Annotated in this window: 17 protein-coding genes; 9 read left to right on the forward strand and 8 right to left on the reverse strand. The window is 39.1% G+C overall.

Annotation, left to right across the window (positions count from 1 at the left end; translation table 11 throughout):
• Positions 1–200 precede the first annotated feature (200 nt).
• The 5 genes from FD716_RS08695 (at position 201) to FD716_RS08715 (ending at position 4,093) form a co-directional block, all read left to right on the forward strand.
• Positions 201–914: a hypothetical protein gene (locus tag FD716_RS08695; protein ID WP_139851945.1), complete on the forward strand. Its 714-nt coding sequence runs from the start codon at positions 201–203 to the stop codon at positions 912–914.
• An 86-nt stretch (positions 915–1,000) separates the two neighbouring features.
• On the forward strand, positions 1,001–1,297 hold the full coding sequence (locus tag FD716_RS08700) for a type II toxin-antitoxin system RelE/ParE family toxin (RefSeq protein WP_139851946.1): 297 nt from the start codon (positions 1,001–1,003) through the stop codon (positions 1,295–1,297).
• Positions 1,298–1,579: an addiction module antidote protein gene (locus FD716_RS08705; protein ID WP_139851948.1), complete on the forward strand. Its 282-nt coding sequence runs from the start codon at positions 1,298–1,300 to the stop codon at positions 1,577–1,579.
• A gap of 112 nt (positions 1,580–1,691) precedes the next feature.
• Positions 1,692–2,153: a DUF3969 family protein gene (locus FD716_RS08710; protein ID WP_228714931.1), complete on the forward strand. Its 462-nt coding sequence runs from the start codon at positions 1,692–1,694 to the stop codon at positions 2,151–2,153.
• 830 nt (positions 2,154–2,983) lie between these two features.
• A complete protein-coding gene (locus FD716_RS08715; RefSeq protein ID WP_139851950.1) occupies positions 2,984–4,093 on the forward strand; it encodes a DUF475 domain-containing protein in 1,110 nt (369 codons plus the stop codon).
• 75 nt (positions 4,094–4,168) lie between these two features.
• On the opposite strand, the gene FD716_RS08720 is transcribed toward FD716_RS08715, so the two are convergent.
• The 4 genes from FD716_RS08720 to aroQ form a co-directional block, all read right to left on the reverse strand.
• Entirely contained in the window at positions 4,169–6,178 is a 2,010-nt protein-coding gene (locus tag FD716_RS08720) for an esterase/lipase family protein (RefSeq protein WP_407641926.1), read from the reverse strand.
• A gap of 301 nt (positions 6,179–6,479) precedes the next feature.
• Positions 6,480–7,844: an acetyl-CoA carboxylase biotin carboxylase subunit gene (gene accC, locus FD716_RS08725; protein WP_139851952.1), complete on the reverse strand. Its 1,365-nt coding sequence runs from the start codon at positions 7,842–7,844 to the stop codon at positions 6,480–6,482.
• Positions 7,845–7,862: 18 nt separating this feature from the next.
• Positions 7,863–8,279, reverse strand: a complete 417-nt coding sequence (locus FD716_RS08730; protein ID WP_139851953.1) for an acetyl-CoA carboxylase biotin carboxyl carrier protein — start codon at positions 8,277–8,279, stop codon at positions 7,863–7,865.
• Positions 8,280–8,297: 18 nt separating this feature from the next.
• Positions 8,298–8,753 (reverse strand): type II 3-dehydroquinate dehydratase, encoded by a 456-nt coding sequence (gene aroQ / locus FD716_RS08735; RefSeq protein ID WP_139851955.1) that lies wholly within the window; start codon positions 8,751–8,753, stop codon positions 8,298–8,300.
• Positions 8,754–9,886: 1,133 nt separating this feature from the next.
• On the opposite strand from aroQ, the gene FD716_RS08740 reads away from it, so the two are divergent.
• Both FD716_RS08740 and FD716_RS08745 read left to right on the forward strand, forming a co-directional pair.
• Positions 9,887–10,231: an immunity protein Imm33 domain-containing protein gene (locus tag FD716_RS08740; protein WP_228714933.1), complete on the forward strand. Its 345-nt coding sequence runs from the start codon at positions 9,887–9,889 to the stop codon at positions 10,229–10,231.
• A 326-nt stretch (positions 10,232–10,557) separates the two neighbouring features.
• Entirely contained in the window at positions 10,558–12,948 is a 2,391-nt protein-coding gene (locus FD716_RS08745; protein ID WP_139851957.1) for a glycerophosphodiester phosphodiesterase family protein, read from the forward strand.
• A 182-nt stretch (positions 12,949–13,130) separates the two neighbouring features.
• Here FD716_RS08745 and FD716_RS08750 read toward each other — a convergent pair whose 3' ends face one another.
• From FD716_RS08750 to tusD, 4 genes are read right to left on the reverse strand one after another with little or no spacing between them, the layout of a single operon-like run.
• Positions 13,131–13,442: a TusE/DsrC/DsvC family sulfur relay protein gene (locus FD716_RS08750; protein WP_139851959.1), complete on the reverse strand. Its 312-nt coding sequence runs from the start codon at positions 13,440–13,442 to the stop codon at positions 13,131–13,133.
• A 50-nt stretch (positions 13,443–13,492) separates the two neighbouring features.
• Positions 13,493–13,777, reverse strand: a complete 285-nt coding sequence (locus FD716_RS08755; protein WP_139851960.1) for a DsrH/TusB family sulfur metabolism protein — start codon at positions 13,775–13,777, stop codon at positions 13,493–13,495.
• Between the two features lie 11 nt (positions 13,778–13,788).
• Positions 13,789–14,139 carry a hypothetical protein gene (locus tag FD716_RS08760; protein WP_139851961.1) on the reverse strand — a complete coding sequence of 117 codons (351 nt, stop codon included), beginning with the start codon at positions 14,137–14,139 and terminating at the stop codon, positions 13,789–13,791.
• A 43-nt stretch (positions 14,140–14,182) separates the two neighbouring features.
• Positions 14,183–14,551 carry a sulfurtransferase complex subunit TusD gene (gene tusD, locus FD716_RS08765; RefSeq protein ID WP_139851962.1) on the reverse strand — a complete coding sequence of 123 codons (369 nt, stop codon included), beginning with the start codon at positions 14,549–14,551 and terminating at the stop codon, positions 14,183–14,185.
• 75 nt (positions 14,552–14,626) lie between these two features.
• On the opposite strand from tusD, the gene FD716_RS08770 reads away from it, so the two are divergent.
• Positions 14,627–15,625, forward strand: coding sequence for an NAD-dependent epimerase/dehydratase family protein (locus FD716_RS08770; RefSeq protein WP_139851964.1), 999 nt, complete (start codon positions 14,627–14,629; stop codon positions 15,623–15,625).
• Positions 15,626–15,747: 122 nt separating this feature from the next.
• On the forward strand, positions 15,748–17,142 hold the full coding sequence (fumC, locus tag FD716_RS08775; RefSeq protein WP_139851965.1) for a class II fumarate hydratase: 1,395 nt from the start codon (positions 15,748–15,750) through the stop codon (positions 17,140–17,142).
• Positions 17,143–17,204 lie beyond the last annotated feature (62 nt).

The following is a 17,204-nucleotide window of genomic DNA, read 5'->3' on the forward strand; positions in this document are numbered from 1 at the left end:
ACCCGTATTATGTTAATTTTAGAAATACTTATAAAAATTTAAAAGCTGAAAAAATTTATCCAGCAATGATGCAAAAGAAATATGTAAAATCGAACATAATGGCTGAAGGCGTAGGTTTTGTGGTCGCTTCCTAATAGTCTTCAGCCAATTTTTTAAATCTATTTCTTAACCAAGATTCAGATTAATTAGGTTATATAATTGTGAAATTAATAGTTTATCTTTTTTTAATATTATTTAGTGGGTTTACTTTCGCAATTGAAGCGCCTATTAAGTGGATACGTTCACCTGTATTGTCATTAAGTGAAAGTGTTGCTGGTCATAAAATCAAAAAATTTGAAGTACAAGCTGCCTTTACTGCAAATGAGAAAGGTGAAATCGTCAATGCTAAAATTATAAAAAGCTCTGGTAGACGACAAGTCGATACATATATTTTAGCTGGGCTCTATTTAGAAAAATTACAAATTTATTATGAAAATGGAAAACCAACACCATTTTATGCTATTCAAGCCTTTGAAATTAATAATAAATACGCCAATGATAAAACGTATTATCTATGTAGATTTGAGACAAAATCAAAAAATTATGAATCTCAACAGCAATATACAGATTCTACTGAGGCATTAAAAGAATTAGATTATGTATATCTTAATGCACCAGTTTCAAAACGTGAATTTGAGCTATCTAAATATGTAGATGAAAATCTTGGCGAATTTGAGATCGAATTTTATTCTCAAGATGGCAAAATTTCTAATGTTCGTGGTATTAATTCAAAAGACTATTTTTGGTTATATGCGGGTGAAGCAGTGGAATATGCTAAAACAATTCAGCCGAAAAAAGCTAACTGGTCTAAGAATCGTCACAAATTTACAGATACCATTACATTATCTAGAAAATGTAATTCGAAACCAATCTAGCAGTTAATAAAATAAAATAGGAATTCGATAGTCCCATGTTTTTGAATAGCCACTGATTTTGTAAATACTTTTTAGCTAAATGAAGCTTGAAATACACCACCGAAGTCTTTGATGAATGGTTTAGTAAGTTAAAAAATCAACAAGCAAAAAGACGTATACAAGTTAGGATTGATCGGGTTGAAGATGGAAATTTTGGAGATACAGAACCTGTAGGTGAAGGTGTTTCTGAGTTACGTTTCTTTTTTAGTCCTGGTTATAGAGTTTATTACTGCAAGCAAGGACAAAGGGTTGTTATCTTATTAGCTGGCGGAGACAAGTCTACACAAAGCAAAGATATAAAACTTGCCCTTCAATTGTCACAAGATTTAGAGGAAGAGTTATAAATGGCTATCAAACTTCGTAAATGGGATAGTGCTGAGCACCTTAAAACCGAAGATGATATGCAAGCTTACTTAGAAGCTTGTATTGAAGAATCTAATGGTGATGCAGCATTTATCGCAAAAGCTTTAGGAAATATCGCAAAAGCTAAAGGCATGGCTCAATTATCCAAAGATACTGGTCTAGGACGCGAGAGCCTTTATAAAGCACTTTCAGGTGATGTAAACCCAAGCTTTGATACTATAATTAAAGTCGTTAAAGCACTGAATTTACGTTTAGCAATTTAATAAAAAATTAATAAAAATGGGAGGGTAATACCCTCTTTAGATTATTAATAGCTCAATAAGAGAAAGTGAATCCCGATTAATGAGATATCGGGATTTCTATATATGTAGCTGTTTGGAGGTCTTTTTAAATAATCTAGAGAAGACTCATAAAATAAAACGTCTTGATAGCAGTGAAAGTTTTTCTCAAATCAAACTCATTGATTTGCTTTTATTGATTGTATATTGGCGACTTACTCAGGTGATAATTTTGATGCTTTTAGATTTGAAAAACCCAACAAATTTTAAAATGTTATTGCTTCTAAACTTAGGTATTTTACATGCATTGAAAAATAAGATAATAACAATTGAGGAGGCTGAAATTATGCTTTACTCACCTCATATGATGAATCTTTTAATAGAAAATAAAATTCGACAAGAACTAATAAACATTATTCATTTAGGGACTGAGTTAGAAGATGTCACTGCTTTAAATTTGGATTTAAATTTGGCAATCGAAAAGATGATAGCAATATCTGAAGAAGCTCTCACAAAATGTGCAGACATTGCAGGGGAGCAGCGCTGGTATGTCGATTGAAATCAACAAAAATGATCAGAATAAATATATAAATATTAGTCTTACCATAGGTGCCAATTATTAAACAATAAAAAGCCCCATGGTTAGGGGCTAGTCGTATATGAGTCAAAGCTCATATACTGTAAGAGGCTCATCTCAAACTGCGCGTATTAGAACATAAACATTTGCTGATGTGTTAGTGAAAATTAATTTTATTTAAGAGATTCCTGACTTACAGAACTTTTCAAGGTTAACAATCACGGTATCGTTGTGATGCGGTTTTAATGGACTAAGCACAATATTTTTTGGCTTTGTTTTAAAGCAGGCGTTGTATAAATAGATGTTTTGATTTCGGTCACAAATGTAGAAGTGCTAAGCGCAAGGCCGCAACGGGTGCATCGATCAAGTTTGAAGCAAGTGGTATTTTGAATAAAGAAATGACTTAAAAACAAATCGATTAATGATCGCTTTGGCGCTATGATCCATTTTAAAAAGAACACTGTGATTTACAGTGGTATGGCGATCATATTTAAGTCATGTCGTCCTGCTAAAATTCATTTGAAATAGCGAAAATTTACAGGATTGGTTTGGGTGCTGATTTATTTAACCCAACTGCGTGTATGTGATCGCGGAAAAGAAACAATAGAGAGGAACATATGCTTTTTCATTTTAATATTTATAAGACATTTTCAATAGAATAAGCAGTCAACATCATGCAGAAACACCGGCAGTGCTTACTTAAACTCCAATTGCCTTTATTTATATTGTCAGTCCAGATATTCAACGTAAAATTGTAGCGGTCGATTTAAATGAAGACTATGCTATTAACATCTAGGTTCTAAATTAACATTATGAAACACTTTCGTTTTTCAATTATATTTACCATCATCTGCTTAGCAATATCAGCCTATTGGGGCTTCACGCATGGTGTGCAAAGCGGCGTGATGACGATGCTCAAAGCACTTGCGATTACGGCTATTTTGGCGGTGATGGAAGTGTCCTTATCTTTCGATAATGCAGTGGTGAATGCTTCAGTACTTAAACACTGGGATCAGTTCTGGCGCAAGCTATTTTTAACGGTCGGGATCATCGTTGCTGTATTCGGTATGCGTTTATTATTCCCACTCCTGATTGTTGGTGTGACCGCCGATTTAAGCATGATTGAGGTTGCACAACTGGCACTCAATCATCCTGCCGAATATTCTGCAAAACTCAATGCACATCATGCAGAGATTGCGGCCTTTGGTGGTTTGTTCTTATTGCTGGTATTTTTAAACTTCCTATTCGATCAGGGCAAAGACACCCATTGGTTTCATTGGCTTGAAGTCCGCTTGGCGAAGCTTGCCAATATTCCAGCAATGTCGATTTTTCTTGCATTGGTTGCGTTGGTAATCATGGCAAGCAATGTACCAGAAGCATCACGTCTTGCCGTTACGATGGCGGGAATCTGGGGGATTATCGTCTATGTGGGTGTGCAAGTGATTGGACATGCATTGGGCGGTGGCACTGAGGAAGATGATCAAGTACAAAGTAGCGCATCAAATGGCAGTAGTAATATTGTCAAAGCGGGTATTGGTGGTTTTCTTTACTTGGAAGTGCTTGATGCCTCATTTAGCTTTGATGGTGTGATTGGTGCCTTTGCGATTACAGATGATGTTGTGATTATCATGCTTGGTCTAGCGATTGGTGCGATGTTTGTGCGTTCTATGACGATTTACTTGGTTGAAAAGGGCACGTTAGAAGCCTATATCTACTTAGAGCATGGTGCACATTATGCTATTGGTGCACTGGCATTGATTATGCTGGGTAGCGGAACCGGCTTACATATTCCAGAAGTGGTAACCGGTTTAATCGGTGTTGCATTTATCGTTTGGGCGGTGGCATCTTCAATTAGCTATAATAAAAAGCAGCAAAAAAATCCAGATGCTGATACTGAGTCTTTGAACTCAGAGCAGTCTTAATCTAAATACCAACGCCCAGAAAGCAAAACCGCGCTAAATCTAGCGCGGTTTTTTATGTGTTTTACCGTATTTTGATTAAGGTTTATAGCGTCCCAATTCAACCAAATGCTGGCGTAAGATTCGACGCAGCTCTAATACCGCTTCTGGTGTTTCTTGAATAGAATGGCCACCTTTGAAAATTTGTTCTGAAGCTGCACCATCAAGATGTGCGCTACGGTAAGGAACAATCCCATCTGTGATGACATCAGGGTCGGTACTGTCGGTGATATTGCCCATAATTGAATGGAACACGATTCCTTTGCGTGGCATGACATCTTCAGTGAGTTCGGTGAACTTGGAGTTATGGCTTAAATCACTTGGGCCATTTTGAATCACGCCCTTACCAATTTCATTAATAAAGTTTTTGAAGTTAGTGTCTTGATCTACGACAGCATCTGCCAATGCACCGACAAAGGCACCCGGTAATTTAATAATACGGCGCGCGAGTTTGGTGAACCAACGATCGGCAAAGGCTGTGCCACGATGTGGTGCTGAAAGAAAAATAGCACGATCGAAATTCATAATCGGTTGCATGACAAAACGTTGTGTAAAGAACTGATTGTCTTTGAATTTATTAACTTGTCTTGAATTGTAGAGTGCCAATGCAGGTTTGCTTAGGTCTGCATCACTCACCAAGAGTCGTGCAACAATTCCACCCATACTATGACCAATTAATACCGCATCTTTGTTGGCAGAGTCATTGGGGTTTAAGGTGCTAAAGGCTTGATTGATGATGGTGTTGATTTGAAAGCGGCTCTCTAATATTGGCATATTGGTTGAATAGAAGGTTTGCCAAACTTGATAGTGATCACGTAAAACGGGATCACCCATAATGTCATTGGTCAGTCGAATCCAAGCTTCGGGACTACTGGCAAGGCCATGGACCAAAACGATCACTTTTTTGTGGGGGTTATATGGTTCCAACATATATAAATGAGGCATGGTTAAATGCTTATCACGATCGATTAAGCTTAAATATGCCGCAGCACCAAGATTGTTTTCAGCTAACCATAAGCCATAGGGTGCAGAGAAATTGGCGGCTAATGGATAAGTTTTATCTGCAACATTGAGCTGATCTACATTAAATGGATCATAAATTTTTAAATTAAAATTTGGACCATTAATAATTTGTTCGATAGTTTCTGTGGATTCTGGTTCGGCTGCAATGGTCACCGCTAAATAGCGCGCCGTATGGATGTTGGGATTGACACCATTTTTATAATCATGGTGTACAGGGTCCATAATGTATTGATCTTCTTCCTCTTTCTCTATTTTAGGTAAGATGGCCACAAATTCTGAACCAAAACCATCACGGCGGTTAATGCTGCGTAGGCCAGAGAAGTTGAGATTATAGCTGGACAGTAGATTTTCAATTTCTTTATCTTGAAGTTGAGGATAGTTGGTCACGTCAACGCTATAGACACTATCCGCTACTCGAATGTGCTTTTCAATTTTTTGATTGGGGTGGCGTAAGCTGTATCCATTGACCATTTTTGCCAAAGCCTGATTATAGAAATCTCGAATTTGTACTTGGCGGTTATCAAAAATTCGGTCTTTGGGAAGACGTTTGGTTTCAAATAAATAGGCATAGCTGTAACGTATACTTTTATCAAGCATGGTGAGGCTTTGGTCGAGACAAGTATGGTATTTCTGTTGATCCGCTTTTTGTCGTGCTTCTGAATGGCGTTTTGCAAGCAGGCTGACTCTACAATTTGCGGAATCACTTAAGGTCATTGCTTTAGCAAGATAAATCTCACTGGCCGTCGATAGAAGTTGCTCATCTTGGATTTGTGGAATTTGTGCCAATTTAGCGACACACTCACCAGGCTCTTCGATGCAGGGTTTGGCTTCACTGCCTGTCATAGATAAAACATTCAGGCTGGCTTCGCTGAGCTTATTGCGCGTTAGAATGCTATCTCGTTCATTGGCAATGGTAACATTCAATGCTTGGTTCTTTACGCTGACGACTTGACAGCCACTGAGTAACAGTGGGGTAAGCATCATAAATAGAAGCATTTTTTTTATATTTTTCTGAGACATAATCATCATTTGAAAAGCACTTGAGCAAAATAATACGGTATTTATCAGGCATTTCAATTAAGTTTTAAAGAATAATGCAAATTTAATTTGTGAAGTGTGATTATGTGCAGATAAGCCGACGAGGTTATAGATTGTAAGATTAGTAAGTTGAGCTAATGAGTTTTGCTCGCGTGTTGGATAAAATGCCGGGCTTTTATCTCACTAGGCTTTCTGATTGTGAAGTTGAGGTTTGTAGTCTTCATGGGGATATTAAAAAACCCTCAGCGCGGACGGTGAGGGTTTGGGGATTTAACGCACAATGATGTGACTATGCTTCAACTTCTGCACCTAAAATCTGCTTCAATAAATGTTTTTCCAAATAATGGATATCCATCGCTTTTTCACAGAATTTCGGATCGACTAAAATCAAATCCTTATGTAAAGGAATATTGGTTTTAACACCCGTGAGAATGGTCTCATCAAGGGCTTGTCGCATACGTGCAATAGCCGTGCTGCGATCTTTACCATGTGCAATGATTTTAGCAATCATTGAATCATAATAAGGTGGAATGCTATAACCAGTATAAATATGCGAATCTAAACGAATACCCGCACCACCTGGCGCATAGAAGGTCTCAATTTTGCCTGGTGAAGGCATAAATGTCGTTGGATCTTCTGCATTGATACGGCATTCAATCGCATGGCCTTTGATTTCAATATCATCTTGTTCTAGGTTTAAGCCTAAACCACCAGCAATTAACAACTGCTGTTCGATAATATCAATTCCAGTAACCATTTCAGATACAGGGTGCTCAACTTGAACACGGGTATTCATCTCAATAAAGAAGAATTCGCCATCTTCAAATAAAAACTCAAAAGTACCTGCACCACGATATTGCATTAACTTACAGGCATCGACACAGGCTGCTAAGATATCCGCACGTGCTTGTTCTGGAAGGTTTGGCGCAGGCGCTTCTTCTAGTACTTTTTGATGGCGACGTTGTAATGAACAATCGCGGTCATATAGATGAATTGCATGGCCATTACCATCTGCTAAAACTTGGACTTCGACGTGACGTGGTTTTTGTAGAAAACGTTCCATATAGACCGTGTCATCACCAAACCACATTTCTGCATCACGTTGTGCCGCTTGTACAGATTCGAGTAGGGTATCAACACGCTCAACAATACGCATTCCACGACCACCACCGCCTGATGCAGCTTTAACAATCAATGGGAAGCCAATTTCTTTGGCTTCGGCCAAAGCATTGCTGGTGGTGACTGCATGCGCAGAACCTGGTACGGTTGGAACACCGGCTTTACGCATCGCCGTGATGGCAGAAACTTTGTTCCCCATTAAGCGAATGTGCTCAGGGCGAGGTCCAATAAAAATAAAACCCGAACTTTCTACGATTTCAGCAAATTCTGCATTTTCAGCTAAAAAGCCGTAACCAGGGTGGATCGCATCCGCCCCAGTGATTTCCGCAGCGGTAATAATTGCTGGGATATTTAAATAACTTTCACTGCTTGCACCGGGTCCAATACAGACTGCTTCGTCAACAAAGCGTAAATGCATGAGATCTTTGTCTGCATCCGAATAAATACCCACCGTTTTAATGCCCAAAGTTTTACAGGCGCGGGTAATTCGTAAGGCAATTTCACCTCGGTTGGCAATAAGAACTTTTTGCAACATGTTCATTCCCCCTAAAGCTTATGCGCGGTAGCGGAATAAAGCTTGTCCAAATTGAATCACATCACCATTTTTTACAAGAATCTCTTCAATCACACCGCTCTGAGTCGCTTCGATTGGATTCATAATTTTCATGGCTTCAATAATACCGAGGGTTTCGCCTGCAGTAACTGTTTGACCAACATTTAAAAATGGCGCTTCACCTGGACTTGGCGCGGCATAGAACACACCGACCATTGGCGATGTTTCAACTGCACCACGAGAAGCAGATTTAATTACAGGTGCTTCAGCCGTTGGCGCAGCCGCCATAGCAACACCTGCAACAACAGGATTACGACGTGTTAACGCAATTGATTGATCTCCTTCCTTGACTTCGATCGATTGCAGATCAGATTCAATCATCAAATCAATGAGCTTTTTGATTTTGCGAATATCCATGTGTTCGTGTTCCTAACATTATGATTGGGTTGTAGATTGAAGATGTTCGATGGCATAAGACAGGGCATATGTATACCCTTTGGCACCTAAGCCACAAATCACGCCAACGGCTTTGTCTGATAAATAAGAATGATGTCTAAATGCTTCACGACTATGTACGTTTGAAAGATGTACTTCTATAAAAGGGATGGCGACACCCAAGAGTGCATCGCGAATCGCCACGGAGGTGTGGGTCAATGCTGCTGGGTTGATAATAATAAATTGTACGCCATCGAGTTGTGCTTGATGAATTCGGTCGACTACAGCACCTTCCCAATTACTTTGGAAGTGTTCTAGGTCTATTTGCTGGGCTTGAGCTTTGGCTAAAAGATCTTGGTTGATATCAGCTAGAGTAAGATGACCATAGACTTCAGGTTCGCGCTTTCCTAGCAAGTTTAAATTTGGTCCATGAATGACCAAAACTGTCGAACGCATTGAGCCTGCTCCAATTTAAAAGTTGCAAAAATATTTTGCATGTTCATTACAAAGTTTGCTTATTATGGCATGTTTTTCTACAGGTACTTTGTAGTTTGTTTTCATTGCAGCAGAAAATTACATCCAACATAGTGCAATATATTGTTAATTTTGCGAAGAATTGGCAATGTTAAAAAATGACAAATTTTACTTTTTTATTGTTGTTGTGAAATTAACCAAAATGACTTATTTGCCGATGACTGGGTCTGACCACAAACACAACTATACGTACAGTTTTAGCTTATTTAGTGAATACAAGAAATATGGAAGCGGCTATATTCTACGAGTGAAGTTATAAAAAAAACAAGCTGTTTCTGTGGAATACATTGATATTCAATTCAATGCTAACGGTTAGTTTCAGCTTTAACACTTTGTGAGTTTATCTTAAGACCACATATGAGCCAAATGCCTACATGAACCGAATAGAGGTTAAAGATGAAAATCAGGTTTTATGCTGCGGTTATGTATTTTTTATTCCATAAAAACATAACCTTAATTTAATTTAAGGTATTTGAATTGATCTGACCACCAACGGTATGAATGGTTTTTAGTCTGCGTGCGCTGTTTAAATCATGTCACCCTATAATCTAAATCATGTCTAAAGGTTGTGTGAATGGTATGCAAGTCAACTTTAGCCACTTTATCGCAAAGTCTAATCGGGTGTGGGGGAGCGGCGCATATGGCATGAAGAATACAAGAGATCGTGAGGGTATATTGGAATGGCGCTTTTGTTCATTTTGAGCGTGATTAATTTTTTTGAGTTGCCGCATGGATTGACTATTTTGTTCATCTTCGATGTTGGCCATGCTGCTGAGTAAGACTTTTAATCATTCAGTGCTATTGGCAAAACTTAAAGTATCGTCATTTTAATCGCCATGCTGCTGCAAGGGTTTGCGGTATTTATGCACAATATTCAATTTGGGGTGCGTGTTATTGCAAATAGGTGTTGGCTTAAAGAGCAAAAATAGCGATGGTTTTAGGTGTACTTTGAATACGTAACAATTTCAAGGTGCAACATTCTGCATATATCGTTTGTGTCTCAGTCGAGGCTGTTTTAAACTTCCACCAAACACATTGATTGCGATGATGAAACATTGAAACTACAAGATTTAATCGACGAGCAAAAACTACTTTGTGAAGAGTTTGATTCAGCGTATATCGAAGTCAAAGGGGATGACTTGGTTGCTGTTGCATTACAGAGCATTAAGCAAGAACCGATTGTTGGAATTCGTAAAAAGCCAATCCCAGGTGAGTCAGTCGCTTGGTATATCTATGGTGGTGAGTTGCAAACCAAGGATGAAGATTTTGAAATTATGAGCATCAAGGAATTGCAGGATATTCTTCCAGAAGTATTACCGTACTTGGCCTTAGATCATGGTTATCGTTTTATGATTGATCAAGATGACTACGAAGATGTCTGGAAAGAAGAGGCTTTCTAAGCATTTTGGGGCGAGCATAATTTATCCGAAAATATCCAGATTATGGCAGGAAATGTTATCGTCTTTTTTTATGAAAAATAGAATAATAAATCCGTTAAAACAAAGTCATTTTAGACATTCCCTAGTCTTGCTGATTTTTCTTGTTTTAATCGTCAACACTGTTTGATGTTTTGGAACCCGCTGTCAAAGGCGGGTTTTTTAAGTGGGTAAAAAAAACCTATAAAAACGATAGAAATCATGTATTAATAAAACATTAATCAGAACATAACCGGACTGTAATTAATTGAAAGTAACTTTCTTTCTATATTTTATCCAAGGAAAGTCATGTGAAGTACACTCAGTTATGTTCATCTGTTTTATTGGCATTAGCTCTCAGCGCTTGTGGTGGATCAGACGATGATTCTAGCGACTCGGGTTCAGTCATTGAAAACCCAAAACCTGAACAACCGAAGCCTGAGCAGCCAGAACAACCTGAAACTGGTGCAATTCTCTTAGAAGAGGGTTTTGAAAAAGCCAATGCATTACCAGCTGGGTGGATGACACCAAGTGATAATGCGGGTACTGCTTCAGTCAAAGATGGTCATTTGTATATTGATGGTCGTGCACATAGCAGTAATACCACCACGGTTATGCTACCTGAGGCATTACAACAGCAAAAAAACTATCGCATTGATGTTGAATTTACTTTTGAAAATCCGATTAATACTGGTCGTTGGGGCAGTATTATTTACCGAGCAGCAGAAGCGACTGCGAGTCCAGCCTATTATCCGTATTATCAATTCGCGATTCGTTCTAATGCGACCTTATCCAACGGAACTGAGTTTGCACGTAAAAACACTGACAATAGCTGGGATGTTCAAGAGAAAGCTCCGTTCACTGAAAAAATTGATGCTGCGAAAAGCTACAAAGCCACTGTGATTGTGTATGGCAATCGGGTACAGCAATATATCAATGGTGTGTTGGTCCAAGATGCTGAGCTTGCGGATGATCGTGCACAGGGCGGCATCGGCCTATCAACGGCTGGCCTAGTCATGAAGGTCAATCACATTAAGGTGGTAACACAGCTAAAAGCTTTACCTGCTTTGGCAAGAGGTACAACGGTGCAGCAGCCTAATACGCTTGCTGCAATGGCACCGACGATGATTCAAAACATCAGTCAGATAGATCAACTGAAAACAGTTCGTGCCAGTCAGGTTTATTTACGCTTAGACAGCCAGTTAAATATGCTCGATGCTGCAGGCAATAAATTGAGCTTAAAGCATTATTTATCCGACTCACAGCGCAACACACTTCCTGTTTTGCAATTACAAGATAAAGCCACCATTGCGGCTTTGAAAAAGCTAGCTGAGACAGAGAATTTAACTGATGTCGCAGTCATTTCAACAGATGTAGAACTATTGCGCAGTGCAAGAACAGAGGTACCAATGCTGCGCTCTATTCTTGATTTACGCCGTGAAACAGCACTTCGCTCCACAGATTTAACTGCAATAGCCAATAAAACCAATCAGGCTATGGCTAAAATTGTGCTACTTCCACCACAGTTGTTAAGTCGTGAAAATGTCAGTGTATTACAGCGACAGTTATTGACGGTGTGGGCAACATCAGCAGGTAGCACACCACAGGATGCTGCAACGACCTTAGTCACTGGTGTAAATGGTATTTTGACTGAACAACCTGAAGTATTTAATCAGATTTTAGAAAAATTCCCAGCCTATACGTTATTGCGTAAACCGTTGGTCATTGCACATCGCGGGGTGCCGAGTCTTGAGGATGAAAATACCTTAGAAGGCTTACAGCATTCGGTGAGATTGGGTGCGGAAGCAATTGAAAATGATATTTATATTACCAAGGATGATCATTTGGTGATTATGCATGATGCCACAGTAGATCGTACGACTGATGGGAAAGGCAATATCGAAGAAATGACTTTGGCTGAGGTTAAAAAATTAACCACCAAAGGCAAAGGCTATAAAGTACCTACACTTGCAGAGTTCTTTACAGAGCTAAAGCAGCATAGAAATGTTATGCATTTTGTTGAACTTAAGAGCCCGAATGAAAAAATCGTACCTGCCTTAAAAGCTGAAATGCAAAAGTATGGCGTGGAAGACCAAGTCATTACGATTTCTTTCGATCGCAATCAAATTCAGCGTATGAAAACCACATTGCCAGGCATATCGACAGGTTATCTAACGGGTTCAGTACCGAACTCAAATGATCTATCACGTAATGTCCATAAAATATTAATGGATACGCAAAATAACTCATCAACTTATAATCCTGCGCATAGCAATGTGACCGTACCTTTAATGGAAGCGTTGAAACATCGTGGGGTGAGTATCTGGCCATGGACAGTAAATGAGGAAAATAGGTTTAAAATGCTATACACAACAGGTACCTATGGCATTACTACCAATTACAGCCAATTTGCGACGAAATATGTAACAGAAATGAGCACCGCAAACAATGCTGTTGTGGCAATGGGTCAGCCATTAAAGCTCAGTGCAAATTTAACACCGCGTGTAGGGGCTGTGTATACAGAGAATGCCAATCAATATGTGGTATTAAGCAACTCACCTGCACATCAAAGTAATGCTGATGGAACTGTAAGTTTCTCTGAAAAAGGAACGGCTTATGTGTTACCAGGTTATCAATACAAAATCGATGATAATTATCATTACAGTATTTTTGCTGCACCGGTTAAAGTGACCATTCAGTAAAGGTCTGATTATTTGAAATTTATTCTGTATAAAAAGCATATTTTCTAATCTGATGTCTCTGAATCCCTCGCTTTAAACGCGGGGGATTCTTTTTCTAGTACCATTATTTTATGGTGGAGCGCTAATACTCACGAAGATCATGGATATTTTTGTGCAAAGCGGAATTTGGGGGATTAACGCGCTTACAAACAGTTTGCCGGTTTGGGTACGCCAGCCAGTCGGCTTAAATGACGTGCAACTAAACCTGTTTTAAATTGCTCTTGTAGTAAGGCATTGTTGAGGTCCGGATCGACTGTTTTTATTAAAAATTTTATCAAGGGGCGAGTTGCTGGCGCATGCCCAAACTGTTGGTAAAACTGACGGACTGCTGCCAAGATTTGAAAATGCCAAGGACTCAGTGTTAAATCGATTGTATCTGCAAGTTGTTGCGCAATATTTTCATTCCATTGTGCGTAATCGACTAAGTGACCATCTTGATCAAGTTCTAAATTCATAACAAAGCCTAAGCAGTATTGAGTGGTGTATTAAATAGATCGGTTGGATCTTATTGAAAGCTGATACAGCGGGTATAACTGAGTACCACGTCGGCAAATTCAGCATAGTTAATGACTTGAATATGGGGTGGTGGTGAGTGAGCCAATAACGCTGTATCATGCTCTAAAATAAAAATATTGGCCTTGTTTCGCAGGCGCACATCTTCAATCCACATGACCGCATCACCCATTAACACGATAGCATCATCAACTGAATAAATTTGCTCAATTTTATCTAAGCTTTGAGCTGTTTTGGCATAGTCAGATTGAATTAAGTATAAGCTTTTATTTTGCATGTTAACGAAACCTACCAATACAAGACATGATCAAAAGATTGAATAAATGCATGATCAAACGTCACAAATTCTAACTCCTGTGTTGTTTGAGTAACATAAGCTGAGTTTTTATCGTGGTTCTGTACCAAGATTGGTGTGAGATCATAAAATTCAAAGCTTTCAACTAAATTAGATGCAAGCTTAAATGCATGATTTAAACCATCGAAACTGAGATCAGTTTTGAGTAAACTCAATGCTGCATCCATTAATAATACTTTGACTTGGCAACCAAAAGTGGCCAAAACCATGGTCGAAGATATACTCTCGGAAACCTGTAAAGTATTTAAGTTAGATTGGGTTAAGATAACAAGTACAGTACGCACACAATTTGCCTTTTAAATGCAACAATATACAAAAAGTTAAGAATTAGAATCGAACCAACCGATCAGTTAGTTGAACTGCATCCGCCAATTCACCAAGGCCAACCAACTCAAACCCTTGTGCGAGGTTGTCTGAAAGAAGTTGATGGCGTTGTGCATTTTCATGATCTGTTATGCCTCTTGCGAGTGCTGCACTTACGCACACAGGAAGGCGGATCGCGAGTTTAGCCCACGCTTGGGAGAGATTACGCTGGTCATCGGGTACCCATTGCAACTGATTGGCAACATTCACACCATCTTGATAGAAAAAAACGCGAACGTCTTGTTTTTTTTGCAGTAAGGCTTGGGCAAGCGCAAGTCCATGCCAAGCATGAATCGAACTCGGTGCAGAGGTAATCAGCAATAATGTACTCATGGCGTTTTCACTAATAAGAAGGGCCTAACTAGATTGATATAGGGTGTAAAAATCATAAGAAATAGGAAGTATACAATGATTTTAGTAACTGGTGGATTAGGTTATATAGGTTCGCATGTGGCGTTAAGTTTATTAGCTCAACGACAAGAGGTTGTTATCGTTGATAACTTAGCCAACTCTAGTTTAGAAATTTTAGAAAGACTCGAATATATTTCAAGAATGTACATCCCATTTGCCAAAATTGATATTAGAAACACACCGGCATTAAACAAAATTTTTGAACAATATTCAATTGATACTGTCATACACACCGCTGGTTTTAAATGTCTAGAAGAGTCAAATTTAAAACCGCTAGAGTATTATAACGATAATGTCAGTTGTATTATGAGTTTATTGCGATCTATGCAAAGAACAGGTGTTAGACGTTTGGTGCATTTGTCCAGTTTAACCGTCTATGCTGAATCTAGTTTTGAATTACATGAGGAATTGCAATTTAACTATGGATATCCAAATCCATATATTAAATCTCAACAAATGATTGAGGACATCATTCGAGATACCTTTAGCACAGACAATGAGTGGAAAATTGCCATTATGCGCTTAGGGAATGTTGCGGGTGCATTTGAACACGGGATTTTAGGGGAGGTGGTTGTGCCACTGCCTAAAAATATTGTGCCATTGGCGATGCAAGTTGCTTCCATGCAACGTGAAGCAATCGAACTACAAAAAAATGCCAGTACAGCAGATCATACTGTTGAGCGAAGCTTCGTACATGTACTTGATGTTTGTGAAGCGATTCATTCGACCTTGCACTGGTTGCAAAACCAAACCAATATTTGTGAGGCCTTTGATATATCTGGTGAAATAACATCTATTCAAGCATTATTAGATATCATTTCTGAAGTGACGCAGGTCGGGATCAATACCATTGATCCAAGTTATGCGACAGTAACCTTGGAACGACTGGCTTCAACCAGTCAGAAAGCGAAGAATATTTTAAATTGGTCGGCTCATCGCAGTGTCAACAAGATGATCGAAGATGAATGGAACTTTTACCGCACCACATTGCATTAATTATTGAATACCTGATTTCTGATATTGATTATCATTTACATAGTCAGCTAATTTGATTAATATCTTGGATGAATCACAATTGACGCACTGGTGTGATCATTATTTTAAACAATGAGGTTGATATGCAAACACGTATTGAACATGACACCATGGGTGATGTGGAAGTTCCAAGTCAGGCGCTATGGGGAGCACAGACTCAACGTAGTGTAGAGAACTTTAAAATTGGTACAGAGCATATGCCTAGACCCATGATTCGTGCCATGGGTCTAGTTAAAAAAGCTGCCGCTCAAACCAATGCAGAACTGAAACAAATTCCCGAAGATCTATCCCAATACATTGTTGATGCAGCAGATGAAGTTATTGCAGGTCAGTGGGATGCTCAATTTCCATTGGTGGTGTGGCAGACTGGCTCTGGCACGCAAAGTAATATGAATACCAATGAAGTGATTGCAAATATTGCAAACCAAAAACTGGGCAATGCACTGGGTTCACAGCAACCTGTGCATCCAAATGATCATGTCAATCGTGCGCAATCAACCAATGACTCTTTTCCGACCGCAATTCATGTCGCTGCAAGTTTGCAAATCAATGAGTTACTTATTCCTGCAGTCAAACAGTTACGTGACACGCTAGCGCAAAAATCACAAGATTTTAAAGACATTGTGAAAATTGGTCGTACACATTTACAGGATGCAACGCCATTAACCTTGGGCCAAGAATTCAGTGCGTATGTGACTCAACTGGATAATGGCTTAAAACGGTTGGCACAAGCTTTAGAATGGTTATATGAATTGCCACTTGGTGGTACTGCTGTTGGTACAGGGCTGAATGCACATCCAGATTATGCAGTAAAAGCAGCAGAGCAACTTGCGCAAATCACAGGCTTACCTTTTATTACAGCACCCAATAAGTTTGAAGCTTTGGCAGGGCGTGATGCTGCTGTTTTTGCGTCAGGTGCATTAAAAACCTTAGCCGCAAGTCTAAATAAAATTGCCAATGATATTCGTTGGTTGGCGAGTGGACCACGCTGTGGTTTGGGAGAACTTTCTATTCCAGAAAATGAGCCAGGTTCTAGTATTATGCCGGGCAAAGTCAATCCAACTCAGTGTGAAGCCATGACTATGGTGGTTGCACAAGTGATGGGGAATGACACCACGATTAATTTTGCTGGTGCTTCTGGTAATTTTGAACTAAACGTCTTTATGCCTGTTATTGCATACAACTTGATTCAGTCCATCCAGTTATTGGGTGATGCCTCTAATAGCTTCAATGAGCACTGTGCAGTCGGGATTGAACCAAATCATGAAAAAATTGATTTCTTCTTACATAACTCACTGATGCTCGTCACAGCCTTAAATCCAGTGATTGGCTATGAGAATGCTGCAAAAGTGGCAAAGACTGCATATCAGCAAGGAAAAACGTTAAAGGACGTCGCCGTGGAGTTGGGCTTAGTCACAGCAGAGCAGTTTGATGAAGTGGTACAACCGGCAAAAATGGTTTACCCAAATGCAAAATAAGACTGGCTTAAAGCGTGTTGATTGAGTCGTCTATTTTTAAATTCTTTATTCAGTTATCAGGG

Origin of the sequence: Acinetobacter pullicarnis (assembly GCF_006352475.1) — a bacterium.
Lineage (GTDB): Bacteria > Pseudomonadota > Gammaproteobacteria > Pseudomonadales > Moraxellaceae > Acinetobacter > Acinetobacter pullicarnis.

Coding starts and splice junctions, on each gene's coding strand:
- fumC (WP_139851965.1), top strand. CDS start 15,748: ATGCAAACACGTATTGAACATGACACCATGGGTGATGTGGAAGTTCCA.
- FD716_RS08750 (WP_139851959.1), bottom strand. CDS start 13,442: ATGAATTTAGAACTTGATCAAGATGGTCACTTAGTCGATTACGCACAA.
- tusD (WP_139851962.1), bottom strand. CDS start 14,551: ATGAGTACATTATTGCTGATTACCTCTGCACCGAGTTCGATTCATGCT.
- FD716_RS08705 (WP_139851948.1), top strand. CDS start 1,298: ATGGCTATCAAACTTCGTAAATGGGATAGTGCTGAGCACCTTAAAACC.
- FD716_RS08770 (WP_139851964.1), top strand. CDS start 14,627: ATGATTTTAGTAACTGGTGGATTAGGTTATATAGGTTCGCATGTGGCG.
- FD716_RS08755 (WP_139851960.1), bottom strand. CDS start 13,777: ATGCAAAATAAAAGCTTATACTTAATTCAATCTGACTATGCCAAAACA.
- FD716_RS08730 (WP_139851953.1), bottom strand. CDS start 8,279: ATGGATATTCGCAAAATCAAAAAGCTCATTGATTTGATGATTGAATCT.
- FD716_RS08715 (WP_139851950.1), top strand. CDS start 2,984: ATGAAACACTTTCGTTTTTCAATTATATTTACCATCATCTGCTTAGCA.
- aroQ (WP_139851955.1), bottom strand. CDS start 8,753: ATGCGTTCGACAGTTTTGGTCATTCATGGACCAAATTTAAACTTGCTA.
- FD716_RS08720 (WP_407641926.1), bottom strand. CDS start 6,178: ATGATTATGTCTCAGAAAAATATAAAAAAAATGCTTCTATTTATGATG.
- accC (WP_139851952.1), bottom strand. CDS start 7,844: ATGTTGCAAAAAGTTCTTATTGCCAACCGAGGTGAAATTGCCTTACGA.